General features: G+C 65.2%; 17 protein-coding genes and 1 tRNA gene. 8 read left to right on the plus strand and 10 right to left on the minus strand.

Going from position 1 to position 19,789, the window contains the following annotated elements:
• Window positions 1-81: 81 nt before the first annotated feature.
• Window positions 82-435 carry a DUF883 family protein gene (locus CSQ92_RS15875; protein WP_070254489.1) on the minus strand — a complete coding sequence of 118 codons (354 nt, stop codon included), beginning with the start codon at window positions 433-435 and terminating at the stop codon, window positions 82-84.
• A 369-nt stretch (window positions 436-804) separates the two neighbouring features.
• On the opposite strand from CSQ92_RS15875, the gene CSQ92_RS15880 reads away from it, so the two are divergent.
• Complete coding sequence (locus CSQ92_RS15880; RefSeq protein ID WP_099394752.1) at window positions 805-2,205, plus strand: aminotransferase-like domain-containing protein; 1,401 nt, start codon at window positions 805-807, stop codon at window positions 2,203-2,205.
• On the opposite strand, the gene CSQ92_RS15885 is transcribed toward CSQ92_RS15880, so the two are convergent.
• Window positions 2,202-2,615 carry a DoxX family protein gene (locus tag CSQ92_RS15885; RefSeq protein ID WP_218964074.1) on the minus strand — a complete coding sequence of 138 codons (414 nt, stop codon included), beginning with the start codon at window positions 2,613-2,615 and terminating at the stop codon, window positions 2,202-2,204. The genes CSQ92_RS15880 and CSQ92_RS15885 overlap by 4 nt on opposite strands.
• Window positions 2,616-2,800: 185 nt before the next feature.
• On the opposite strand from CSQ92_RS15885, the gene CSQ92_RS15890 reads away from it, so the two are divergent.
• From CSQ92_RS15890 to CSQ92_RS15900, 3 genes are all read left to right on the plus strand, one after another.
• Window positions 2,801-3,781, plus strand: a complete 981-nt coding sequence (locus CSQ92_RS15890; protein WP_092608160.1) for an alpha/beta fold hydrolase — start codon at window positions 2,801-2,803, stop codon at window positions 3,779-3,781.
• 165 nt (window positions 3,782-3,946) lie between these two features.
• The gene (locus CSQ92_RS15895; protein WP_099394753.1) at window positions 3,947-4,690 is read left to right on the plus strand and encodes a sensor histidine kinase; all 744 of its coding nucleotides are present in this window, start codon (window positions 3,947-3,949) and stop codon (window positions 4,688-4,690) included.
• Window positions 4,687-5,346, plus strand: coding sequence for a response regulator (locus CSQ92_RS15900; RefSeq protein WP_257219250.1), 660 nt, complete (start codon window positions 4,687-4,689; stop codon window positions 5,344-5,346). Before CSQ92_RS15895 ends, CSQ92_RS15900 begins: the two co-directional genes overlap by 4 nt.
• Before the next feature lie 12 nt (window positions 5,347-5,358).
• Here CSQ92_RS15900 and CSQ92_RS15905 read toward each other — a convergent pair whose 3' ends face one another.
• Window positions 5,359-5,640, minus strand: coding sequence for a XapX domain-containing protein (locus tag CSQ92_RS15905; protein WP_034786497.1), 282 nt, complete (start codon window positions 5,638-5,640; stop codon window positions 5,359-5,361).
• Window positions 5,641-5,713: 73 nt separating this feature from the next.
• A complete protein-coding gene (locus CSQ92_RS15910; protein WP_070281851.1) occupies window positions 5,714-6,400 on the minus strand; it encodes a hydrolase in 687 nt (228 codons plus the stop codon).
• A 209-nt stretch (window positions 6,401-6,609) separates the two neighbouring features.
• Between CSQ92_RS15910 and CSQ92_RS15915 the strand changes: the two genes are divergently transcribed.
• Window positions 6,610-7,242, plus strand: coding sequence for a response regulator transcription factor (locus tag CSQ92_RS15915; RefSeq protein WP_034786496.1), 633 nt, complete (start codon window positions 6,610-6,612; stop codon window positions 7,240-7,242).
• On the opposite strand, the gene CSQ92_RS15920 is transcribed toward CSQ92_RS15915, so the two are convergent.
• Both CSQ92_RS15920 and CSQ92_RS15925 read right to left on the minus strand, forming a co-directional pair.
• Complete coding sequence (locus CSQ92_RS15920; protein WP_099394754.1) at window positions 7,216-10,290, minus strand: sensor histidine kinase; 3,075 nt, start codon at window positions 10,288-10,290, stop codon at window positions 7,216-7,218. The genes CSQ92_RS15915 and CSQ92_RS15920 overlap by 27 nt on opposite strands.
• 8 nt (window positions 10,291-10,298) lie before the next feature.
• Complete coding sequence (locus CSQ92_RS15925; RefSeq protein ID WP_099395081.1) at window positions 10,299-10,997, minus strand: YoaK family protein; 699 nt, start codon at window positions 10,995-10,997, stop codon at window positions 10,299-10,301.
• Between the two features lie 244 nt (window positions 10,998-11,241).
• On the opposite strand from CSQ92_RS15925, the gene CSQ92_RS15930 reads away from it, so the two are divergent.
• Together CSQ92_RS15930 and CSQ92_RS15935 are read left to right on the plus strand one after the other, a co-directional pair.
• Entirely contained in the window at window positions 11,242-13,116 is a 1,875-nt protein-coding gene (locus CSQ92_RS15930) for an amidohydrolase (RefSeq protein WP_099394755.1), read from the plus strand.
• Window positions 13,117-13,120: 4 nt separating this feature from the next.
• The gene (locus CSQ92_RS15935; protein ID WP_099394756.1) at window positions 13,121-14,215 is read left to right on the plus strand and encodes a porin; all 1,095 of its coding nucleotides are present in this window, start codon (window positions 13,121-13,123) and stop codon (window positions 14,213-14,215) included.
• A 7-nt stretch (window positions 14,216-14,222) separates the two neighbouring features.
• Here the strand turns inward: CSQ92_RS15935 and CSQ92_RS15940 are convergent, their stop codons facing one another.
• The 4 genes from CSQ92_RS15940 to pepN all read right to left on the minus strand — a co-directional run bounded on the left by CSQ92_RS15940 (window position 14,223) and on the right by pepN (window position 18,740).
• Complete coding sequence (locus CSQ92_RS15940) at window positions 14,223-14,663, minus strand: hypothetical protein (RefSeq protein ID WP_099394757.1); 441 nt, start codon at window positions 14,661-14,663, stop codon at window positions 14,223-14,225.
• 195 nt (window positions 14,664-14,858) lie between these two features.
• A tRNA-Thr gene (locus CSQ92_RS15945) sits at window positions 14,859-14,934 on the minus strand.
• A 116-nt stretch (window positions 14,935-15,050) separates the two neighbouring features.
• Complete coding sequence (locus tag CSQ92_RS15950) at window positions 15,051-16,052, minus strand: class 1 fructose-bisphosphatase (protein WP_034747152.1); 1,002 nt, start codon at window positions 16,050-16,052, stop codon at window positions 15,051-15,053.
• Window positions 16,053-16,085: 33 nt separating this feature from the next.
• Window positions 16,086-18,740 carry an aminopeptidase N gene (gene pepN / locus CSQ92_RS15955; protein ID WP_099394758.1) on the minus strand — a complete coding sequence of 885 codons (2,655 nt, stop codon included), beginning with the start codon at window positions 18,738-18,740 and terminating at the stop codon, window positions 16,086-16,088.
• A gap of 197 nt (window positions 18,741-18,937) precedes the next feature.
• Here pepN and CSQ92_RS15960 point away from each other — a divergent pair, with 197 nt between their 5' ends.
• Complete coding sequence (locus tag CSQ92_RS15960) at window positions 18,938-19,567, plus strand: DUF4136 domain-containing protein (RefSeq protein ID WP_099394759.1); 630 nt, start codon at window positions 18,938-18,940, stop codon at window positions 19,565-19,567.
• The last annotated feature ends 222 nt before the right edge of the window (window positions 19,568-19,789 follow it).

Raw genomic sequence — 19,789 nt, forward strand, 5'->3', positions numbered from 1 at the left:
GCGCGTGGGCGCTGGCACGGCCCGCAATGAAGGCAGACCGGGCCAGCGCCCACGACAACGACCTTGCCTGGCTGCGTACAGTTACTTACGCGAACCCAGCAGTTTCGACAGGCCATAACCGGCTGCCGCCGCAATCAGCAAGGACACGGCCGGACGCTCGCGCACATAATCGCGGCCCGTCTCGCCAGCACGCTGGCAGGCGGCGCCCAATTGCTTGCCGCGCGCCATCAAGGTTTCGGAAGCCTTGTTGACGGTGTCGCTGACCTGGCCGATGCGGTCGCCCACCTGGTCCACGCCGTCATGGGCACGCGTGGCCACCTTGTCGGCCAGAGGCTGGGCCTGGCTTGCCACCTTGTCGATGGTGCGGTGCAAATCCTGGCGGGTATCCTGGACAGTGCCGTTCAAATCGGAGCTGGTTTTTTCAATCGCGTTCATGATGGTTTCCTTTAATAGTGAATAATTTCAACCATGCTCGATGCCGTGACCGAATCATGATTCTCCTCGCTTCGGGGAAAAAGAAGCGGCTAAACGCTGCCGGGCTGAGCCATATCAAACAGTGGATCAGCAGCAAGCTGTTAGCACCACCTTAACCGCGCCTGCGTCGCGCCACCGTGCGTTGCCACACCTTGAGGCGCAGACTTAAATTCCTATTGGAAATAGCAATCGCCGCCGGCCTGGCGGGACGGGCGGGCAAACCATCCGTCATGCATCGTCCTGAAGATACAGCCCGCCCGCATAAATGTATGGATTTTTTCAAGGCTTAAGCCCATAATTACGAGAAGCAATACCCATACATAAAACAAAATGCCCCAATCCAAATCCATACAAGAAGAAAGCCAGGCCAGCGCGTGGATCACGCCGTTCGTGCAGCACGGCGGCCCGCGCTACCTGCAGATCGCCGACATGCTCGAGCGCGCGTTGTCCGACGGCAGCCTGCGCCCGGGTGACCGATTGCCGCCGCAGCGCCGCCTGGCCGCCCTGTACCAGGTCGACCTGACGACGGTAACGCGCGCCTACGACGAAGCCAAGCGCCGCAACCTGCTGGAGGGACATGGCGCGCGCGGCACCTATGTGGCGGCGCCGAAAGTGGAATTGACGCAGATGCTGGACCTGAGCATGAACATCCCGCCGCCGCCCGTGGGCGTGGATTTCGGCGACTTGCTGAAACAGGGCGTGGCGCAAGTGCTGATGCGCACGGACAGCGATCTGTTGATGAGTTATCACCTGGGCGGCGGCGGCAAGGCCGACCGCGCGGCGGGCGCCGTCTGGCTCGCGCCCATGTTCGGCGATGTCGATGCGGAACATGTGGTGGCCTGTCCCGGCGCGCAGGCGGCGCTGGCGGCGCTGATCTTGACTCTCAGCCGGCCCGGCGACAGCATCCTGACGGAAAGCGCCGTGTACCCGGGCCTGCGCCTGGCGGCGAGCCAGCTGAACCGCAAGGCCATCGTCGTGGAAACGGATGCCGACGGCATGCTGCCCGAAGCGCTGGAAAAGGCTTGCCGCAAGCACCAGGCGCGCCTCGTGTATTTGAACCCGACCCTGCAAAACCCGACAGCGCACACCATGCCGGCCGCGCGCCGCCTGGCCATCACGGAGGTGGTGCAGCGCTGCGGCATGCACATCATCGAAGATGACCCGTACTGGCTGCTGGCGTCCGACGCACCGCCCCCGCTGGCCCATTACGCGCCCGCCCACGTGTCGTATATCGCCACCCTGTCGAAATGCCTGGCGCCGGGCCTGCGCATGGCCTACACCTTGATCGCCGAGGTGCAGCTACGCGAACGCTTCCTGCAGGCCATGCGCTCGTTTTCCCTGATGGCCACGCCCCTGACGACGGCGCTGACGACGCAATGGATACACGACGGCTCCGCGCACGCGCTGCTGGCCGGCATACGCAGCGAAGCGGACGCGCGCCAGGACGTCATCCGCACGATTTTGACGGGCACCAGCCAGCCGCACAGCAACGGCATCCACGTATGGTATTCACTGCCCAGCTACTGGACCTCGCGCGAACTGGCCGCCACGGCCCGCGCCCAGGGCGTGGCCGTCACGGCCTCGGACGCCTTCTACGACAACCGCCCGCCGAACGCCATCCGCATTTCGCTGGGCAGCATCCGCGACCGCGCGCGGCTGGCCAACGCATTAAAGAAATTATCACTGCTGCTGGCGCACAAGCCGGCGCTGCCCCGGGAGTTCGTCATCTAACGGCGCAGCCGCGCATCGAGCGAATAACGTCCCGCGCCACTGATGGCAATCGTGCCAAAGACGATGATCAGCAGCCAGCCGAACTGGCCATCGGCGATGCTCCAGTCCGGGTGCACAAGCAGCATCGACACGCCCAGCAGGAACAGCAATGGCAGGCAGGCCAGGCGCGTCAGCAAGCCGGCGGCGACCAGCAGCGGGCAGAGGATTTCCGCGAACAGGGCGCAGTACAGGGTGACGGCGCGCCCCAGGTGCAGCGGGTCGTCGATATGCGCCAGTTCATCGGAGAAGTGCAGCAGTTTGGGCAAACCGTGCACGTGCAGCACCAGCAGCGCGGCCGTCACGCGCGCAAACAGCAAGCCCGCATCGGGCAAGAAGGGGCCGGCCAGTGCCGCCATCCAGTGTTTCTTCATGATTACTCCAGTGGGAAAGCCAGGCGACGCGGCGCGCCGCTGCCAGCCATCATAGGCAGGCGGGCACCTGGGCGCGACTGGTCTTTTGGCAGAGGCGCCGGCGCGCGCGAAGGCCTAGACTGGCCGATGCCATTGCTGGCTCAGGCCGTAACTGGTCCCTCCCCCATCCCCGAAGGAAATGCATCATGTCGAAGAAAATCGAAGCCGAAGAAGTCACATCCCGCCGCAAGCTGCTCGTCAGCGTCGCCGGTGTCGCCGCCGGCGCGGGCCTGCTGGCCGCCGGTGGCGCCAGCGCCGCCGCCAAGCCAGCCGCCAGCACTGCAGTGGCACCGGGCAAGCTCACCGTCAACAGCGTCACCGTCAAGGACGGCACCGTCATCCACTTCAAGGACTGGGGCAGCGGCACGCCCGTCGTCTTCAGCCACGGCTGGCCATTGCAGGGCGACGCCTGGGAAGACCAGATGATGTTCCTGGCCAGCCACGGCTACCGCGTGATCGCGCACGACCGCCGCGGCCACGGCCTGTCCAGCCAGCCATGGCAGGGCAATGACATGGATACCTACGCCGACGACCTGGCCACCCTGCTCGACGCGCTCGACATCAAGGGCGCGACCCTGGTCGGCCATTCGACGGGCGGCGGCGAAGTGGCGCGCTATATCGGCCGCCATGGCGAAAAGCGCGTGGCCAAGGCCGTGCTGGTGGGCGCCGTGCCGCCGCAGATGGTCAAGTCGGAGACGAATCCCGGCGGCTTGCCGATGTCCGTCTTCGACGGCATCCGCGCCGGCGTGCTGGCCGACCGTTCGCAATTCTTCAAGGACCTGACGGTGCCGTTCTTCGGCGCCAACCGTCCCGGCAACAAGGTGTCGCAAGGCATGCGTGACACGTTCTGGCTGCAGGGCATGCAATGCGGCATCAAGAACGCCTACGATTGCATCAAGCAGTTTTCCGAGACGGACTTCACGGCCGACCTGAAGAAAATCTCCGTGCCCACCCTGGTGGTGCACGGCGGCGACGACCAGATCGTGCCGATCGACGCTTCCGGCAAGGCTGCGGCCAAGCTCATCAAGAACGCCAGGCTGGTCATCTATGAAGGCGCGCCGCACGGCTTGCCGGCCACCCACAAGGACCGCCTGAACGAAGACTTGCTGGCCTTTATCAAGTCCTGACCGTTCTGCGCTTCCCGCACCGCCGGCCCGCCCGGCGGTGCTACTCTTCCCCGCCGCGCAAAAAAAACCGCCCGCCTCCCCCATTCGTATAACTGCCTTGCCTGATGCGCCGTGCATACTTGTTGCAGCGCGGCATACGCCGCAGCGAACGACAGGAGTTCCGCGATGGCCAGCATGCATTATTTCCCTCAGAAGCAAGACCTCGGCCCGGCGCAGGCGCAGCGCATGGGCAGCATGGACGGTATGGGCGAATTTGCCGCATCGGTCGCGCACGAGGTGCGCCAGCCGCTGGCGGCCATCGCGCTCAATGCCGATGCCGCCTTGCGCTGGCTCGATCACGATCCGCCCCGCCTCGACGAGGCGCGCGCGGCTCTGGCCCTGGTCGCCAGTGCCGGCAGCCATGCCAGCGCCGTGCTGCGCAGCGTGCATGGCCTGGCCTGCAATTCGCCGGACAGCCACGGTCATTTTGTGGCCGACGACGCCGTGCAAGACCTGCTGCCGCTGTTGCGCGCGCCACTGCAACGCCACGCCATCCATCTGGAAACGCAGCTGGCGCCGGGCCGCCCGCTGCTGCATGCCGACCCGGTGCAATTCCGGCAAGTCATCCTGAACCTGCTGATGAACGCCATCGAGGCTCTGCGCGACACCGGCGGCCGGCCGCGCACGGTGCTGCTGTCTTCGCGCCTGGATGGCAGCGTGCAGCACTTCAGCATTGCCGACAATGGCGCCGGCATCGCGCCGCAGGCGGCCGGCCGCCTGTACCACGCCCTGTATTCCAGCAAACCGGACGGCATGGGCATGGGCCTGGCCATCTGCCGCCGCATCCTCGACGCGCATGGCGGCCGCCTGTGGCATGCGCCCGGCGCGCCCCACGGCAGCGTTTTCCACTTCACCCTGCCAATGCCATGAGCACAGCCATGCACACGACCATGCCCCCGGCCGATCCGCCGATTACCCTGCTGATCGCCGACGACCACCCGCTGATCCTGGCCGGCCTGGCCTCGCTGATCGCGTCACTGCCTGGCTTACTCCTGCTGGGCCAGGCCGGCACGGGCAGCGCCGCCGTGGAACTGTACCGGCAACTGCGGCCCGACGTGGTGCTGATGGATTTGAACATGCCGGAAATGCATGGCGTCGAGGCGATCGAGCGCATCTGCGCCGACGACGCGCAAGCGAAGATCGTCATCCTCACCACCTACCAGGGCGAGGACAGCGTGCACCGGGCATTGCGCGCCGGCGCGCGCGGCTACCTGCTGAAGGATTCCGGCTTCCTGCAACTGACGCAGTGCATCCGCCAGGTGGCCGCCGGCAGGCACTACCTGCCGCCGGAACTGGCGGCGCAGCAGGCCGGCCGCATCGAGGCGAACCGCCTGTCGAAACGCGAGCACGACATCCTGCTGCACCTGTCAGCGGGCAAGAGCAACAAGATGATCGCGCGCAGCGCCGGCATCGAGGTGGGCACCGTCAAATTTCATGTGAATAATATTTTGACCAAGCTCAACGTATCAAGCCGCACCGAGGCGGCCACGGTGGCCGCCCGGCGCGGCTTGCTGGGCGCGTTCTAGCTGCAGGGAATATCAGGCGGCGCTGTCGTCCTTCTGCTGCGGCTCGGCCTTGGCCAATGTCGGCTTCGCTTCCACGCCGCTGATCTTCGGCACGCATTCGCTGCGCAGCCACGACACGGTGATGGCTTCTCCCGCCATCAGGCGCTTGACGCCGGGGACGATCTGTTCGCCGATCAGCATGCCCAGCAGGCCGATCAGGGCAATGGCGGGCGGCGCCGGCGAGCGCACCTGCAAGACGGCGTAGATAATGCCAACCAGCAAACCCACCGCCAGCGAAATCACATATAACTTCATGGCGCATTCCTTTCGATGAAAAAAAACGCCGCGCGCGGTCAGGCGCGCGGCGCATGGCATAGCCGCGTGGCGTTTACTTGGCCGGCACCGGCGCCAGGGTGGCGTGTTCGCCATGGATGCGCTGCGGCGCCTTGTGCACCATCGTGTAGGCGTAGTCGACGCCCATGCCGTAGGCGCCCGAATGTTCGCGCACGATGGCCATGACGGCGTCATAGGTTTCCTTGTGCGCCCAGTCGCGCTGCCATTCCAGCAGCACCTGCTGCCACGTCACGGGCACCACGCCAGCCTGGATCATGCGCTGCATGGCGTAATCGTGCGCTTCCTTCGAAGTGCCGCCGGAAGCGTCGGCCACCATGTAGATTTCGTAGTCGCCTTCGAGCATCGCGCACAGGGCGAAGCTGTTGTTGCACACTTCCGTCCACAGGCCTGAAACGACGACTTTCTTCTTGCCGTTGGCGGCCAGCGCATCGCGCACCTTCTGGTCATCCCACGAGTTCATCGAGCTGCGCTCGAGGATATCCTTGCCGGGGAAGACGTCCAGCAGTTCCGGATAGGTATGGCCGGAGAAGCTTTCCGTTTCGACGGTGGTGATGATGGTGGGGATGTTGAATACCTTGGCGGCCTTGGCCAGGCCCACGGTATTGTTTTTCAGCGCTTGCCGGTCCATCGACTGCACGCCGAACGCCATCTGCGGCTGCTGGTCGATGAAGATGATCTGGCAATTATCGGGGGTGAGGACTTCCAGTTTCGGATTGGTCATGATGTCATCCATGAAGAAAGGGTTGAGTGGGTACTGCCGTGCATCGTATGCCTGGCGGCGTGCCCGCACCACTATCTAAATATAGGCTGGCATGCAGGCTGCCTCCGGGAAATGCCCCCTGCAGGAGGGCAGGCGCTGCGGTAAAATACCTTTTGCTCACCATGCTCCGACGACTCTTGATCGATAACTCCTCTTTGCCAGGCAACATCATGCGCAGCGATACGGCGCCGATACGCGTCCTCATTGCCGACGACCACCAGTTACTGCTCGACGGCATCGCGGCCCTGCTGCGCGCCTTCCCCGGCGTGGCGCTGGTGGGCCAGGCCACCGATGGCCAGCAGGCGGTGCAGCAGTTTGACGCGCTGCAGCCCGATGTCACGCTGATGGATTTGCAGATGCCGCGCATGAACGGCCTTGACGCCATCGGCGCCATCCGCGCACGCCATCCGCAGGCGCGCATCATCGTGCTGACCACCTACAAGGGCGACACGCAGGTGCTGCGCGCCATCCGCGCGGGCGCATGCGGCTATGTGCTGAAAAGCGCGCTGCGCCACGAATTGCTGGCGGCGATACAGAACGTGCACGCGGGGCGGCGCCACATCACGCCCGAGATCGAGGCGGAACTGGCGCTGTATGCCTGCAGCGACGTGCTGTCGAACCGCGAACTGGATGTGCTCAAGCAGGTTGCGCAAGGCAATTCCAACCGCGAGACGGGCGCCCTGCTGCAAATCAAGGAAGAAACCGTCAAGGCGCACATGAGCACCATCCTGGCCAAGCTGGGCGCCCGGGACCGCACGCACGCCGTCACCATCGCGCTACGGCGCGGCATCCTCGACGCCTGAACGGCGCCAGCGCTGCCACCAGCGGCGCAGCGGGCCGTGCGCCAGCGGCCAGGCGCGGTGCGCCGGCACCCGCAGGCGCCACTGCGTGCCGCCCCCATCGCGCCCGCCCACAGTCAGGCGCGCGCCAAGTTTCACCGCGCGCTCGCGCATGCCGGGCATGCCCCAGTGGCCGGGAATCTGCCCGTTCGCCGCGACCACCGGCGGCAAGCCCTGGCCATCATCGCGCACGAGCAGTTCGATGCCTCCGCACGCATAGCGCACCGCCACCTCGACCACCTGCGCGCGCGCATGCTGGAAGGCATTGCGCAGCGCTTCGCTGGCGATGCGGTAGATTTCATGCGCGGCACGCGCATGCAGCATGCGCGCCTCGCCTTCCTCCGCATAGCGGAACACGATGCCGTGCTGCGCCGCCAGACGCTCGCCTTCGCGCCGCAGGATGGCGCTCCAGCGCGCGCCCGCATCGTCGCCCGCGCGCAGGTCGTGCACATGGTCGCGTCCCTCGCCCAGCATGCGGTCGGCATCGTCAAGCGCGCGCAGCATGGCGGCGCGCGCGGGATCATCCTCGGCGATGGCCATGCTGGCATTGTGAAAGTGCAGGATCATCGCCTGCGTGCCCTGCAGCAAGGTATCGTGCAGCTCGCGCGCGATGCGTTCGCGCTCGGCCTGCTGCGCCTCCATCCGCGCCTGCAGGCGCGCGGCGTGCTGGCGCAGCCGCCAGCGGCAAACGCCGTATGCGGCCGCCAGTAGCGCCGCCACGCACAGGCTGCGGAACCACCAGGTCTGGTAGAAGGCGGGCAGCACGCGGAACGGCAGTTGCGCCACCGTGCTGGCCACGCCGTCGCCATTCGCCGCGATTACTTCGAAGCGGTAGGCGCCCGGCCCCAGGCCCGTGTACTGCGCCAGCCGCCGGCCGCCCGCCTGCTGCCACTGTGTATCGTAGCCGTCGAGCCGGTAGCGGAACTGCAAACGCTCCGGCGTGCCCAGACTGGCGGCGTTGTAATGGAATTGCACGTCGCGCGTGCCTGCCGCCAGCTGCAGGCCGGCGCTTGCGGGCGGATCGATGCGTCGGCCGTCGGCCAGCAGCGCGCCGATTTCCACGCGTGGCGCCGGCAAGGGAGCAAGCGTCTGGCGCGGATCGATCCAGAACGTCGCGCTCTGGCGCGAAAACCAGATCTTGCCATCGTCCGCTTCGGCAACCGAGCGGTTGTGCAGCATGCTGATGCTGCCGTTCAAGCCATCGACGGCGTCGTACGAGGTGGCGCGCATGGCATGGGCGGCGTCGCGCAGCGCCAGGTCCACTTCCGCGGCGGGAATGTGCGCGGCGCCGCTGCCGTGATTGAGCCACAGGCTGCCGTCGCGCGCGCGCAGCAGGCCCACCACGCCCTCGGTGGCGCTGGCCGGCTCGCTGCGCAGGGTGACGAAGCGGCCACCGCGCCACAGCGCCACGCCACGCTGCCCGCCCGCCCACACCTGCCCGTGGTATTCGATCAGCATGGGAATCTTGCCCAGGTCCAGGCCCTGCGCGGGACCGAAGGCGTGCAGCCGCCCCCGTTCCAGCATGGCGACGCTGCCATCGGCATACGATAGCCACAGGCGCCCGGCCGCGTCGGCCAGCAGCGCCAGCGGCACTTTCGCGCCGCCATCGGGCAGCAGCGGTTCGCGCCGCCATGCCCCGTCGCGATACTGGAAAACGCCGGCGCCGCTGAACACGCCCCAGATGCTGCCATCGGGCGCGAGCACGCCGGCGCGCATGCGCTTGACCGCGGCAGCGCCAGATGGATAGGCGATCGTGCGCAGTACGCGCCCATCCTCGCCGGCCAGCTGCTGCAGGCCGGCGCGGGCCGCCACCCACAGGCCGCCCGGCGATTCCAGGATGGCGCTGATGGGCCCCAGGCGCGGCGCGCGCAGCACCGTGCCGTCGGCCCGCGCCAGCAGCAGCGGCCCCAGGACGTCATCGCGCGACAGCCACATCGCGCCTGCCGCTCCGGCCAGCATTTCCTGGGTACGGAACACTTCGGCCACGCCGGGCGCGGCACGCGTGCGCAGGACCACTGGCGCGGCCTGGCGGAAACGGTCCAGGCCTCCGTACGTGGCAACCCAGACATTGCCTTCATTGTCGTCGCACATGGAGCCGACGAGGACATTGCTCAAGCCATCGCGCGGCAGGAACGATTCCGTGTCGCCGCTGATGCCCAGCTGTCCCGGCGCCAGCGTGCCGCTGCTGCGCGTGCGGTGCAAGCCGTACTGGCTGTCGAACCACAAGGTGCCCGCGCGATCGACCAGCATGCTGCCGCTGGTGCCGCTCGTATCGCGGTAAATCCACCGATGATCGAGCTGCTCATAGCGTTCCAGCGACTCGATGATGCGGATGCCGCGCATCTCCAGCAAATAAATGCGGCCGTCGGGTCCCTGCTGCGGCGGCGCGCGCAGGTCAAGCCGGCCGATGGGCGGCGCGAAGCGCGACTGCGTCGCCTGCCACATGAACAGGCCGTTTTCGCTGAACACGGCGATGCGGCCATCGCGGTCGGCAAACACGGCGGACGCCTTTTGCGCCGTGTAGCCCTGCGCCGGTCCCATCGCCTGCCAGCGCCGGCCATCGAAGCGCGAGATGCCGGACACGCCGGCGGCCCACACGGCGCCGTCACCGCCGATGGCAAAGCCCCAGATGGCGCCCGCCGGCACGCCCTGCGCTTCGGCGTAATTGCGCACCACGCCATCCTTGACGTGGCTGATGCCGCCCACTTGCCAGCCTATCCACATGCCGCCGTCGGCGGCGCGCTTGAGCGCCAGCGCCACCGTGTCGGGAAAGCTGCCCTGGCGCGCGCGCACGGGCTCGAAACGCAGGCCGTCGAAACGGCGCACGCCCGCATGCGTGCCCAGCCACAGGAAACCGTCATTGCCCTGTGCCATGACGATGATATCGTCGGGCGCGCCGTCACTGGCCGTCCAGCGCGTGTGCTGCAGCTGATGGATGCCGCGTGCGGCATCGATGGCCAGCCCGCAAGGACTGGCCAGCATGAACATCAGCCACAGCAGGAAGGCGCGCATGGCGGCTGTCAGGGCACGGGCACGGCGGTCCGACCGCTACGCTGCGCCACGACGATCAGGCCGCCCAGCAGCACCAGCGGCACGGCCAGCGCCGTGAAACCGAAGACCAAGTAGCCAAAGCCGGCAGCGATGGCGCCCAGCGCAAAGGCCAGCAGCGGCCAAAAGAACTTGCCGCAGCGCGCGCGCGTGCCCTCGTCGGCCACGCCGCGCAGCACGTCGACGGTGTCGAGCACGATCTGCGTCACGTTCCCCGTCATCATGGAGGTCGGCGCCAGATGCGCCAGCAGCAGCCGGCTGGTGGCGCTGTGCACGCCCATGGCGGCCGTGCCCAGCAAGCCGGCGAGCATCGCCAGCGTGCCCACTTCCTTGCCGACCGGCTCGGCCAGCACGCCAAACACCATGAAACCGGCCAACAATATCCATTGCAGCAGGAAGGCCAGCGTCAGCGCCGGACCGCCGCGGCGCTCGATGGCCAGCACCATCAGGCGCGTGACGACGATGCCCGCGATAAAGGCGGGAAAAGCGAGGATTTTCAGCAGGATGGGGATGCGCGTCGGTTCGGCCAGGGCCGCGCCGATCAGCACGAAGTTGCCCGTGACATGGGCCGTAAACAGGCCGAAGAGGGCGATAAAGCCCAGCGTATCGACATACCCGGCCAAAAAGCCCAGGCTGGTGCCGTATAAACGGCTATGTGGTGCTTGATCCATGAGGACTCCCTGCGATACGGTAAACCGCGATAAAAAATGCATCCGGACGAATGCCCAGCCGCTACTGCCGGCATGGTAATCCATGTCGCGCGCCGCCGCACCCGCCCTTAGACCAGTCGGCGCGCTGCCATACCTGCCATACCTGATCTTTTGGCCCGTGTCCGCTCCCGGCCCCTGGGCTACACTGACCGCAGATCCTGGCCGCGCCCCGGCCTCCCCCGCATTGCCACCATGGAGCTGCATCATGACCGAACCATCCCCTTCCTCCGCCGCGCCGCTGATACTGATCAACGGCTGCTTCCACACCGTCGACAAGTCGTGCCCGCAGGCGAGCGCCGTGGCCATCGCCGACGGCAAATTCCTCGCCGTGGGCGATCTTGAAGACGTCATGCGCCACCGCGCGCCCGACAGCCGCGTGATCGACCTGGGTGGCCGCACGGTGATTCCCGGTCTGAACGACTCGCACCTGCACCTGATCCGCGGCGGCTTGAACTACAACCTGGAATTGCGCTGGGAAGGCGTGCCTTCGCTGGCCGACGCCCTGCGCATGCTCAAGGAGCAAGCCTTGCGCACGCCGAACCCGCAATGGGTGCGCGTGGTGGGCGGCTGGAACGAATTCCAGTTCGCGGAAAAGCGCATGCCGAACCTCGATGAAATCAACGCGGCCGCGCCCGACACCCCTGTCTTCATCCTGCACCTGTACGACCGCGCCCTGCTGAACCGCGCCGCCCTGCGCGTGGTCGGCTACGACAAGAACACGCCGAACCCGCCTGGCGGCGAAATCGTGCGCGACGCCGCCGGCAACCCCACGGGCATGCTGATCGCCCGTCCAAACGCCATGATCTTATATGCGACCCTGGCCAAGGGTCCGACCCTGCCGCGAGACTTGCAAGTCAATTCCACGCGCCAGTTCATGCGCGAACTCAATCGCCTCGGCCTGACCAGCGCCATCGACGCGGGCGGCGGCTTCCAGAATTATCCGGAAGACTACGCGGTGGTCGAGGAACTGGCGCAAAAAGAGCAGCTGACGATACGCATCGCCTACAACCTGTTCACGCAAAACAAGGGCCGCGAACTGGAGGATTTTGAAAAATGGACGGAGATGGTCACGCCGGGCCAGGGCGACGACTACTACCGCCATAACGGCGCCGGCGAAATGCTGGTATTTTCCGCCGCCGACTTCGAGGATTTCCTCGAACCGCGCCCGGATCTGGCGCCCGGCATGGACGACGAACTGGAAAAGGTGGTGCGCCACCTGGTGTCCAAACGCTGGCCCTTCCGCCTGCACGCCACCTATGACGAATCGATCGAGCGCATGCTGACGGTATTTGAAAAGGTCAACCGCGACATTCCGTTCGACGGCCTGCACTGGATGTTCGACCACTGCGAAACCATCACGCCGAAAAACATCGACCGGGTCAAGGCGCTGGGCGGCGGCATCGCCATCCAGCACCGCATGGCTTTCCAGGGCGAGTACTTTGTCGACCGCTACGGTGCCGAAGCAGCCAAGGCCACGCCGCCGATCGCGCGCATGCTGGCCTCGGGCGTGCCGGTGGGCGGCGGCACCGACGCCACCAGGGTCGCCAGCTACAACCCGTGGACGGCGCTGTACTGGCTGGTGTCGGGCCGCACCGTGGGCGGCTTGCGCCTGTACGACGCGGGCAGCCGTTTGTCGCGCGACACGGCACTGGAACTGTGGACGGCGGGCAGCGCCTGGTTCTCCAGCGAGCAAGGCAAGAAGGGCCGCATCCAGGAAGGCATGCTGGCCGACCTGGCCGTGCTGAGCGCGGATTTTTTCAGCATAGCTGAAGAGGCGATCAAGTCCATCGAATCGGTGCTCACCATCGTCGGCGGCAAGATCGTCTACGGCCAGGCGGAATTTGCCAATCTGGCGCCGCCTCCTATCCCCGTATTGCCCGACTGGTCGCCCGTGAAAAACGTGGCCGGCCATTACCGCGCCGCGCCGCCGCAAACGGCCAGCGTGATGCAACAGCACCAGTGCCAGGGCGCCTGCGGCGTGCACGCCCACGCCCATGACGTGGCGCGCAAGAGTTCCGTGCCCGTCTCCAGCCACTCCGGCTTCTGGGGCGCGCTGGGGTGCAGCTGCTTTGCGTTCTGAGGCCATGCTGACGCGATTGCCCCTGCTGGCGGCCGGCGCGCTCGCGCTGGCGGCTGCCCTGCCCGCCGCGGCACAGGACAATGTGCAGCTGTACGGCCGCCTGAACGTGGCGCTCGAAGCGCTGCACTCGTCCGCCAGCGGCGACAGCGTGCACCGTGTATCCAACAACCGCTCGGTACTCGGTTTTCGCGGCAGCGAAGACCTGGGCGGCGGCTGGCAGGCGCTGTTCCAGGTCGAGGGCACCTTGTCGCCCGATACGGGCGCAGGGTCAATCGCCGCGCGCGACACGCGCGTCGGTATAGCCGGACCGTGGGGTACGCTCTTTGCCGGCAACTGGACCCTGCCCTACAACAGCGCCACGTCCGCGCTCGACCCGTTCTACCCCACCACGGCCGGCTACATGAGCCTGATGGGCAACGGCGCGGGCGCCACCGAAAGCAATACCAGCAACACGTATTCCTTCGACCGGCGCCAGCAAAACAGCGTGCATTACTGGACGCCGCAGTGGCAAGGCTGGTCGCTGCGCGTGGCGCGCGGCATGGCGGAAGAACGGCCCGCCAGCGGCGCGCATCCGGCACTGACCTCGGCCGCATTGATCTACGACGGTGGCGCCCTGTACGCCACCCTGGCGCATGAGGCACACCACGACTATCAGGGACGCGGACTCTCCGACCGTGGCAGCAAGCTGGCCCTGGCCTGGCGCGTCGACAGCGCCACGCAGCTGGCTGTGGCGCTGGAAAGCCTGCGCTATGCGACGCCCACGGGCCAGCTGCGCCGGCGTACGGTGTATGTCTCCGCCACGCGCCAGTTCGGCCGCCATGGCTTGCGTTTCGGCCTGGCGCATGCCCAAAGCGCCAGCGGCGGCGCGCTGGAAACCATCGGCACGGTGCGCGCGGGAGCCGGTACGGGCGCCACCCACGCCACCGCCGGCTACGACTACCAGCTGTCGAAACGCAGCAGCCTGTATGCCTACTACACGCGCCTGGCCAACGGCCGCCACGGCATCGCCGACTTTGCCATCAACAGCCTGGGACACGAAACAGGCAGGGCGGGCGCCACCATGTCGGGTGTGGCGCTGGGGATCAGGCACAACTTCTGAGCGGCGCTCAGTCCCAGCAGACCGACAGTACGGTATAGCCCTGTGACGGGTCAGGAGCGTTGTCGGGCTTGCCGTAAGGCCAGCCGGGGATGACGCCGTCGGCTTCCATGCCGGCGATCCAGCGCGCCACCTCGTCCTGGCGTGCGGACGTGAAGATATGCACGTTTTCCGCAGGCGGAAAACGTTTCGCGTCCACGTCCGCCTCTCCATAGTCGCACCAATCCTGGTGCAAGCCGACCAGCACCTTTTCCACGTCCGGCCTGGCGGCGATCTCGCGGAACCTTTCATACAGCTGCGCAATCGGCGGGCGGCCATAGCCCCACTGGTTCGGCGCGATCGACTCTTCGTCGGTATTGCCTGCAAAGTAGAGATCGAGATCAATCACGGGTGGCGCATCGCCATCGTAGGCGTCGAGCGAGGCCAGGTACTGGGACAGTTTTTCGGGCATGGGTAAAGTTCCGCTGATGTAAAAGCCAATGCAATATTGTAGCCTGCAGACGTATATGCCGGCGGAGCACCGCGCCTGGGTTCGAGCTCGCGGCCTGCTTCCAATACAGCTTGGTCCCGTCAGCCATGGCGCTGAAATCGAGGACGACAAAAAACCCGCTGACTTTTGCAAGCAAGCGGGTTTTCTGATGAAACTTGGTGCCGTTGGCCGGAATCGAACTGGCGACCTTCACATTACGAATGTGCTGCTCTACCAACTGAGCTACAACGGCGAAGACCCACATTCTACAAACAATGCACAAAATTTGCTAGTGTCAACGCGAACTTTTTTGCATTTTTTTAGCGGCCCGGCTACGGGCCGCTGAAAATCGTGGAAAAGTGCGGCTTTTTACTCCGCGTGGTAGGCGGTCACGCGGGCCACTTCGTCTTTCGAGCCGAGGAAGACGGGCACGCGCTGGTGCAGCTTGTGCGGGGCGATGTCCATGATGCGCTGCTGGCCGTCGGTGGCTGCGCCGCCGGCTTGCTCGACGATGAAGGCCATCGGATTCGCTTCGTACATCAGGCGCAGCTTGCCCGGCATCGACGTATCGCGCAGGTCGGCAGGGTACATGAAGATGCCGCCGCGGTTCAGGATGCGGTGCACGTCGGCCACCATCGAGGCGATCCAGCGCATGTTGAAGTTGGTGCCGCGCGGGCCCGTGTCGCCGGCCAGCAGTTCATCGACATAGCGTTTCACGGGCGGATGCCAGTGGCGCGCGTTCGACATATTGATGGCGAATTCCTTCGTCGTCGGCGGAATCTGCATATTGCTTTGCGTGAGGACCCACGAACCCATCTCGCGGTCCAGGGTAAAGCAGTTCACGCCATTGCCGAAGGTCAGTACCAGCATGGTTTGCGGGCCGTACACGGCATAGCCGGCCGCCACTTGCTTGCTGCCCGCCTGCATGAAGTCCTGCTCGGTCGGCTGACCCATGCCGTCCGGCGCCTTCAGTACCGAGAAGATGGTGCCGATCGACACATTGACATCGATGTTCGAGGAACCATCCAGTGGATCGAACAGCAGCATGTATTCGCCCTTCGGATAGCGGTTCGGGATCGGGTGGATCGATTCCATCTCTTCCGACGCCATGGCCGCCAGGTGGCCGCCCCACTCATTCGCTTCGAGCAGGATCTCGTTGGAGATGATGTCGAGTTTCTTCTGTACTTCGCCCTGCACGTTTTCCGTGTCGGCCGTGCCCAGCACTTCACCGAGGGCGCCCTTGCCGACAGCGTGGCTGATGGTTTTGCAAGCGCGCGCGACGACTTCGATCAGCAGGCGCAGTTCGGCCGGAATGCTGTTGTTCGAGCGCTGCTCTTCAACCAGGTATTGCGTAAGACTGATGCGTTTCATGTAATCCCTCTGTTTTGATGAATTATTGCGGTGTTAATTGGCCAATGCCTTGCTGACGACTTCCATCACATCATTCGACAGGCTGGCCTGGCCGGCGACTTTTTCCAGCGCCTCGCGCATGTGGCTTTGCAGCGCGGGCACGTAACGGCGCCAGCGGTCCATGGAGCGCGCCAGGCGGGCCGCCACTTGCGGGTTCAGCGCGTCGAGCGCGATGACTTGTTCGGCCCAAAAGGCATAGCCGCTGCCGTCAGCCGCATGGAATTGCGACGGATTGGCGTTGGTGAAATTGAAGATCAGGCTGCGCGCGCGGTTCGGGTTTTTCAGGGTGAAGGCCGGATGCGTCATCAGTTGACGCACGGCTTGCACATCGGTCGATGGCGCGGCCGCCTGCATGGCGAACCACTTGTCGACCACCAGCGCCTCGTTCTCGAAATCGCCATAGAAGCTGGCCAGGGCCGCCTGCGCATGCGGCTGCGAGCCGGAATGAATCAGCGCCGCCAGCGCCGCGGCGCGGTCCGTCATGTTGCCGGCATTGTCGAACTGCAGCCGCGCCAGGTCCAGCTCCGCCGCTGCGGGCGCAATCAGCAGATACGACAGGGCCAGGTTTTTCAGCGCGCGCTTGCCGGCCGACAGGGCGTCCGGGCTGTACTCGCCCGGCGTCTGGTTGGCGTGGTATTGCGCCAGCAGCTCAGGTTTCAGCGCGGCAGCGATGGTGCGGCGCATGAACTGGCGCGCCGCATGGATGGCCTGCGGATCGACTTGCGCCAGGCGCTCGGCGATGATGGTTTCCGACGGCAGGATCAGGGCCAGCTCGCGGAAGGCAGGATCGAGCGTTTCATCGGCCAGCAAGGCGCGCTGCGCTTCGATGAAGGTGTCGTCCAGCGCCAGCGCTTCGCCTGCGGCGACGGCGCCGGTCAGTTTCAGCAGGCGCTCCATGGCCAGGCGCTGGCCCGCTTCCCAGCGGTTCACGGGATCGCTGTCGTGGCGGAACAGGTGCAGCAGTTCGGCGTCGGTATAGCCGTATTCGAGCACCACGGGCGCGGAAAAGTCGCGCAGCAGCGACGGCACGGGGGCTTGCGTCACATTCGTGAAGCGGAAAGTCTGCGACGCTTGCGTCAATTCCAGCACGACGCTGGTGGCGCCGTTCGATGCCACGCCATCCACGTACAGCGGCAGGTCGCCGCCATCGGCAGCCAGCAGGCCGACGGTGACGGGAATGTGGAACGGCAGTTTTTTCGGCTGGCCCGGCGTGGCGGGGCAGCTTTGCGCCAGGGTCAGCTCGAACGTCTGGCTGGCGGCATCGTAGCGCGTGGAGGCGGTGACGATGGGCGTGCCGGCCTGGCTGTACCAGCGCTCGAACTGGCTGAAGTCGCGGCCATTCGCGTCGGCCATGGCGGCGCGGAAGTCGTCGCACTGGACGGCCTGGCCATCGTGGCGCTCGAAATACAGGTCCATGCCCTTGCGGAAGCCGTCGCGGCCCACGAGGGTCTGGTACATGCGCACCACTTCGGCGCCCTTTTCGTAGATCGTGACCGTATAAAAGTTATTGATCTCGACGAAGGAATCGGGACGCACGGGATGGGCCATCGGGCCCGCGTCTTCAGGGAACTGCGCCTGGCGCAGGGTGCGCACCTGGTCGATGCGCGTGACGGCGCGGCCCGTATCCGTGCCGATCATGTCAGCCGAGAATTCCTGGTCGCGGAACACCGTCAAGCCTTCCTTCAGCGACAGCTGGAACCAGTCGCGGCACGTCACGCGGTTACCGGTCCAGTTATGGAAGTATTCATGGCCCACCACCGCTTCGATGCCCGCGTAATCGACGTCGGTCGCCACGCGCGCATTGGCCAGCACATACTTGGTATTGAAGATGTTCAGCCCCTTGTTTTCCATGGCGCCCATGTTGAAGTCGCCCACGGCGACGATCATGAAGCGGTCCAGGTCCAGTTCCAGGCCGAAGCGCTCCTCGTCCCAGCGGATCGAGTTTTTCAGCGACTGCATGGCGTAGTCGGTCTTATCGAGGTTGCCGTCTTCCACCCACACTTGCAGCAGCACTTCGCGGCCCGACTTCAAGGTGTAGCGCTCTTCCTGGCACACCAGGCGCGCGGCGACCAGGGCGAACAGGTAGGACGGCTTCTTGAACGGGTCTTCCCACTTGGCGTAATGGCGGCCGTCACCGAGGTCGCCCTCTTCGATCAGGTTGCCGTTCGATAGCAGTACCGGATATTGCTCCTTGTCGGCACGCAGCATGACCGTGTACTTGGCCATCACGTCCGGGCGGTCCGGGAAGAAGGTGATGCGGCGGAAGCCTTCCGCTTCGCACTGCGTGAAGAAATTATGGTTCGACACGTACAGGCCGGACAGCGAGGTATTGTCCTGCGGCGCCAGCACGGTTTCGATATCGAGCGTAACATCGTCCGGTGCCTTGGGAATGGTCAGCATGCTGGCCGTCAGCTTGTACTGCGACGGCTTGAGCAGCTTGCCGTTCAGGCGGACTTGCACCAGTTCAATATGTTCGCCGTGCAATTCGATGCTGCGGCTGGTGCTGGCCGGGTTGTGGCGCATGCGGATCCGGCTCGCCACCACTGTGCGGGCGGGATCGAGATCGAAACCAAGTTCGACGCTGTCGACCAGGAAGCTGGGCGGCGTGTAATCTTTGCGGTAAATCGTCTGAGGGCTGTCTGTGCGCATAGGGATTTGGGTGGGAGCGGAGGCAAAAGCCTATTTTACCAACACCAGCCCCCGATAGTCGCGATTCAGGCCAGGAATGTTGGATTCCCTTACACGCCGACATGCTCGGTAACATTCTGTAATAATGAATAGAAACAAATAGAACTATTCTTATAATACTAAGCGATGAATTGTGTCTACTATCAGGAGGTCATGCAATGAAACGTTATCTCACCATCATGATGGCCGCATTGACCGTGTTGCTGACCGGATGCGCCACCACCATACGCAGCGACGTCACCGTCTTCCACGAGTGGCCTGCGCAATTGCAGGACAAATCGTATGCGTTTGAAGCACCAGCGGCGGAAAACGACACGCTGGAATACCGCAGCTACCAGAACCTGGTGCGCGCGGAACTGGCCAAGCACGGCTTCGGCGAAGCTTCCGGCCCTGCGGCAGCCAATTTGCGCGTGGCGATGCAGTTTTCCACCGTCGACTATCCTGAGCGCGTGCTGCAGGCGTCCGATCCATTCTGGTATGGCCCCGGCTACTGGCCTGGCCGCTACGGCTACCGCTACGGCGCATGGCCAGGCTATGGCCGCTTTGGCTATAACCCCTACTGGTATGGCCCGATGGACATGGAAGAAAGCGTGCGCCATAAATACGAACGCGAATTGCGCGTGACGATCAATGACCGCAACGGCAAGAAACTGTATGACGTGACCGTGCAATCGACCAGCAACAAGCGCGCCACGCCGCAGGTGATGCCCGCCATGGTGGCCAGCGCCTTTGCCGACTTCCCCGGCCAGAGCGGCGTGCCCCGCAAGGTGGAAGTCAAGATAGACTGAGAGCGCCAGCCAAAACCTACTGCGCGTCGCGCTTTGCGGCCGGCGATGCTCACCGTCTCGGCGCCCCCGTACTAAAGTACGGTTGCGCTTCTCGGCCACAAATCACTGCCGCTCGCTACGGTTTTGTCAGGCGCGAGAAGTCTGGAGTACTTTAAAAAAACCGGCTGGTGCAGCGATGCGCCAGCCGGTTTTTTTATGCCTACGAATAATACGCCTCTGCCG

The organism is Janthinobacterium sp. BJB446, assembly GCF_002735655.1.
Lineage (GTDB): Bacteria > Pseudomonadota > Gammaproteobacteria > Burkholderiales > Burkholderiaceae_D > Janthinobacterium > Janthinobacterium lividum.

Excerpts from the sequence above, each read along its gene's own strand:
- CSQ92_RS15875 (WP_070254489.1), bottom strand. The coding sequence starts at position 435 with ATGAACGCGATTGAAAAAACCAGCTCCGATTTGAACGGCACTGTCCAG.
- CSQ92_RS15880 (WP_099394752.1), top strand. The coding sequence starts at position 805 with ATGCCCCAATCCAAATCCATACAAGAAGAAAGCCAGGCCAGCGCGTGG.
- CSQ92_RS15885 (WP_218964074.1), bottom strand. The coding sequence starts at position 2,615 with ATGAAGAAACACTGGATGGCGGCACTGGCCGGCCCCTTCTTGCCCGAT.
- CSQ92_RS15890 (WP_092608160.1), top strand. The coding sequence starts at position 2,801 with ATGTCGAAGAAAATCGAAGCCGAAGAAGTCACATCCCGCCGCAAGCTG.
- CSQ92_RS15895 (WP_099394753.1), top strand. The coding sequence starts at position 3,947 with ATGGCCAGCATGCATTATTTCCCTCAGAAGCAAGACCTCGGCCCGGCG.
- CSQ92_RS15900 (WP_257219250.1), top strand. The coding sequence starts at position 4,687 with ATGAGCACAGCCATGCACACGACCATGCCCCCGGCCGATCCGCCGATT.
- CSQ92_RS15905 (WP_034786497.1), bottom strand. The coding sequence starts at position 5,640 with ATGAAGTTATATGTGATTTCGCTGGCGGTGGGTTTGCTGGTTGGCATT.
- CSQ92_RS15910 (WP_070281851.1), bottom strand. The coding sequence starts at position 6,400 with ATGACCAATCCGAAACTGGAAGTCCTCACCCCCGATAATTGCCAGATC.
- CSQ92_RS15915 (WP_034786496.1), top strand. The coding sequence starts at position 6,610 with ATGCGCAGCGATACGGCGCCGATACGCGTCCTCATTGCCGACGACCAC.
- CSQ92_RS15920 (WP_099394754.1), bottom strand. The coding sequence starts at position 10,290 with ATGCGCGCCTTCCTGCTGTGGCTGATGTTCATGCTGGCCAGTCCTTGC.
- CSQ92_RS15925 (WP_099395081.1), bottom strand. The coding sequence starts at position 10,997 with ATGGATCAAGCACCACATAGCCGTTTATACGGCACCAGCCTGGGCTTT.
- CSQ92_RS15930 (WP_099394755.1), top strand. The coding sequence starts at position 11,242 with ATGACCGAACCATCCCCTTCCTCCGCCGCGCCGCTGATACTGATCAAC.
- CSQ92_RS15935 (WP_099394756.1), top strand. The coding sequence starts at position 13,121 with ATGCTGACGCGATTGCCCCTGCTGGCGGCCGGCGCGCTCGCGCTGGCG.
- CSQ92_RS15940 (WP_099394757.1), bottom strand. The coding sequence starts at position 14,663 with ATGCCCGAAAAACTGTCCCAGTACCTGGCCTCGCTCGACGCCTACGAT.
- CSQ92_RS15950 (WP_034747152.1), bottom strand. The coding sequence starts at position 16,052 with ATGAAACGCATCAGTCTTACGCAATACCTGGTTGAAGAGCAGCGCTCG.
- pepN (WP_099394758.1), bottom strand. The coding sequence starts at position 18,740 with ATGCGCACAGACAGCCCTCAGACGATTTACCGCAAAGATTACACGCCG.
- CSQ92_RS15960 (WP_099394759.1), top strand. The coding sequence starts at position 18,938 with ATGAAACGTTATCTCACCATCATGATGGCCGCATTGACCGTGTTGCTG.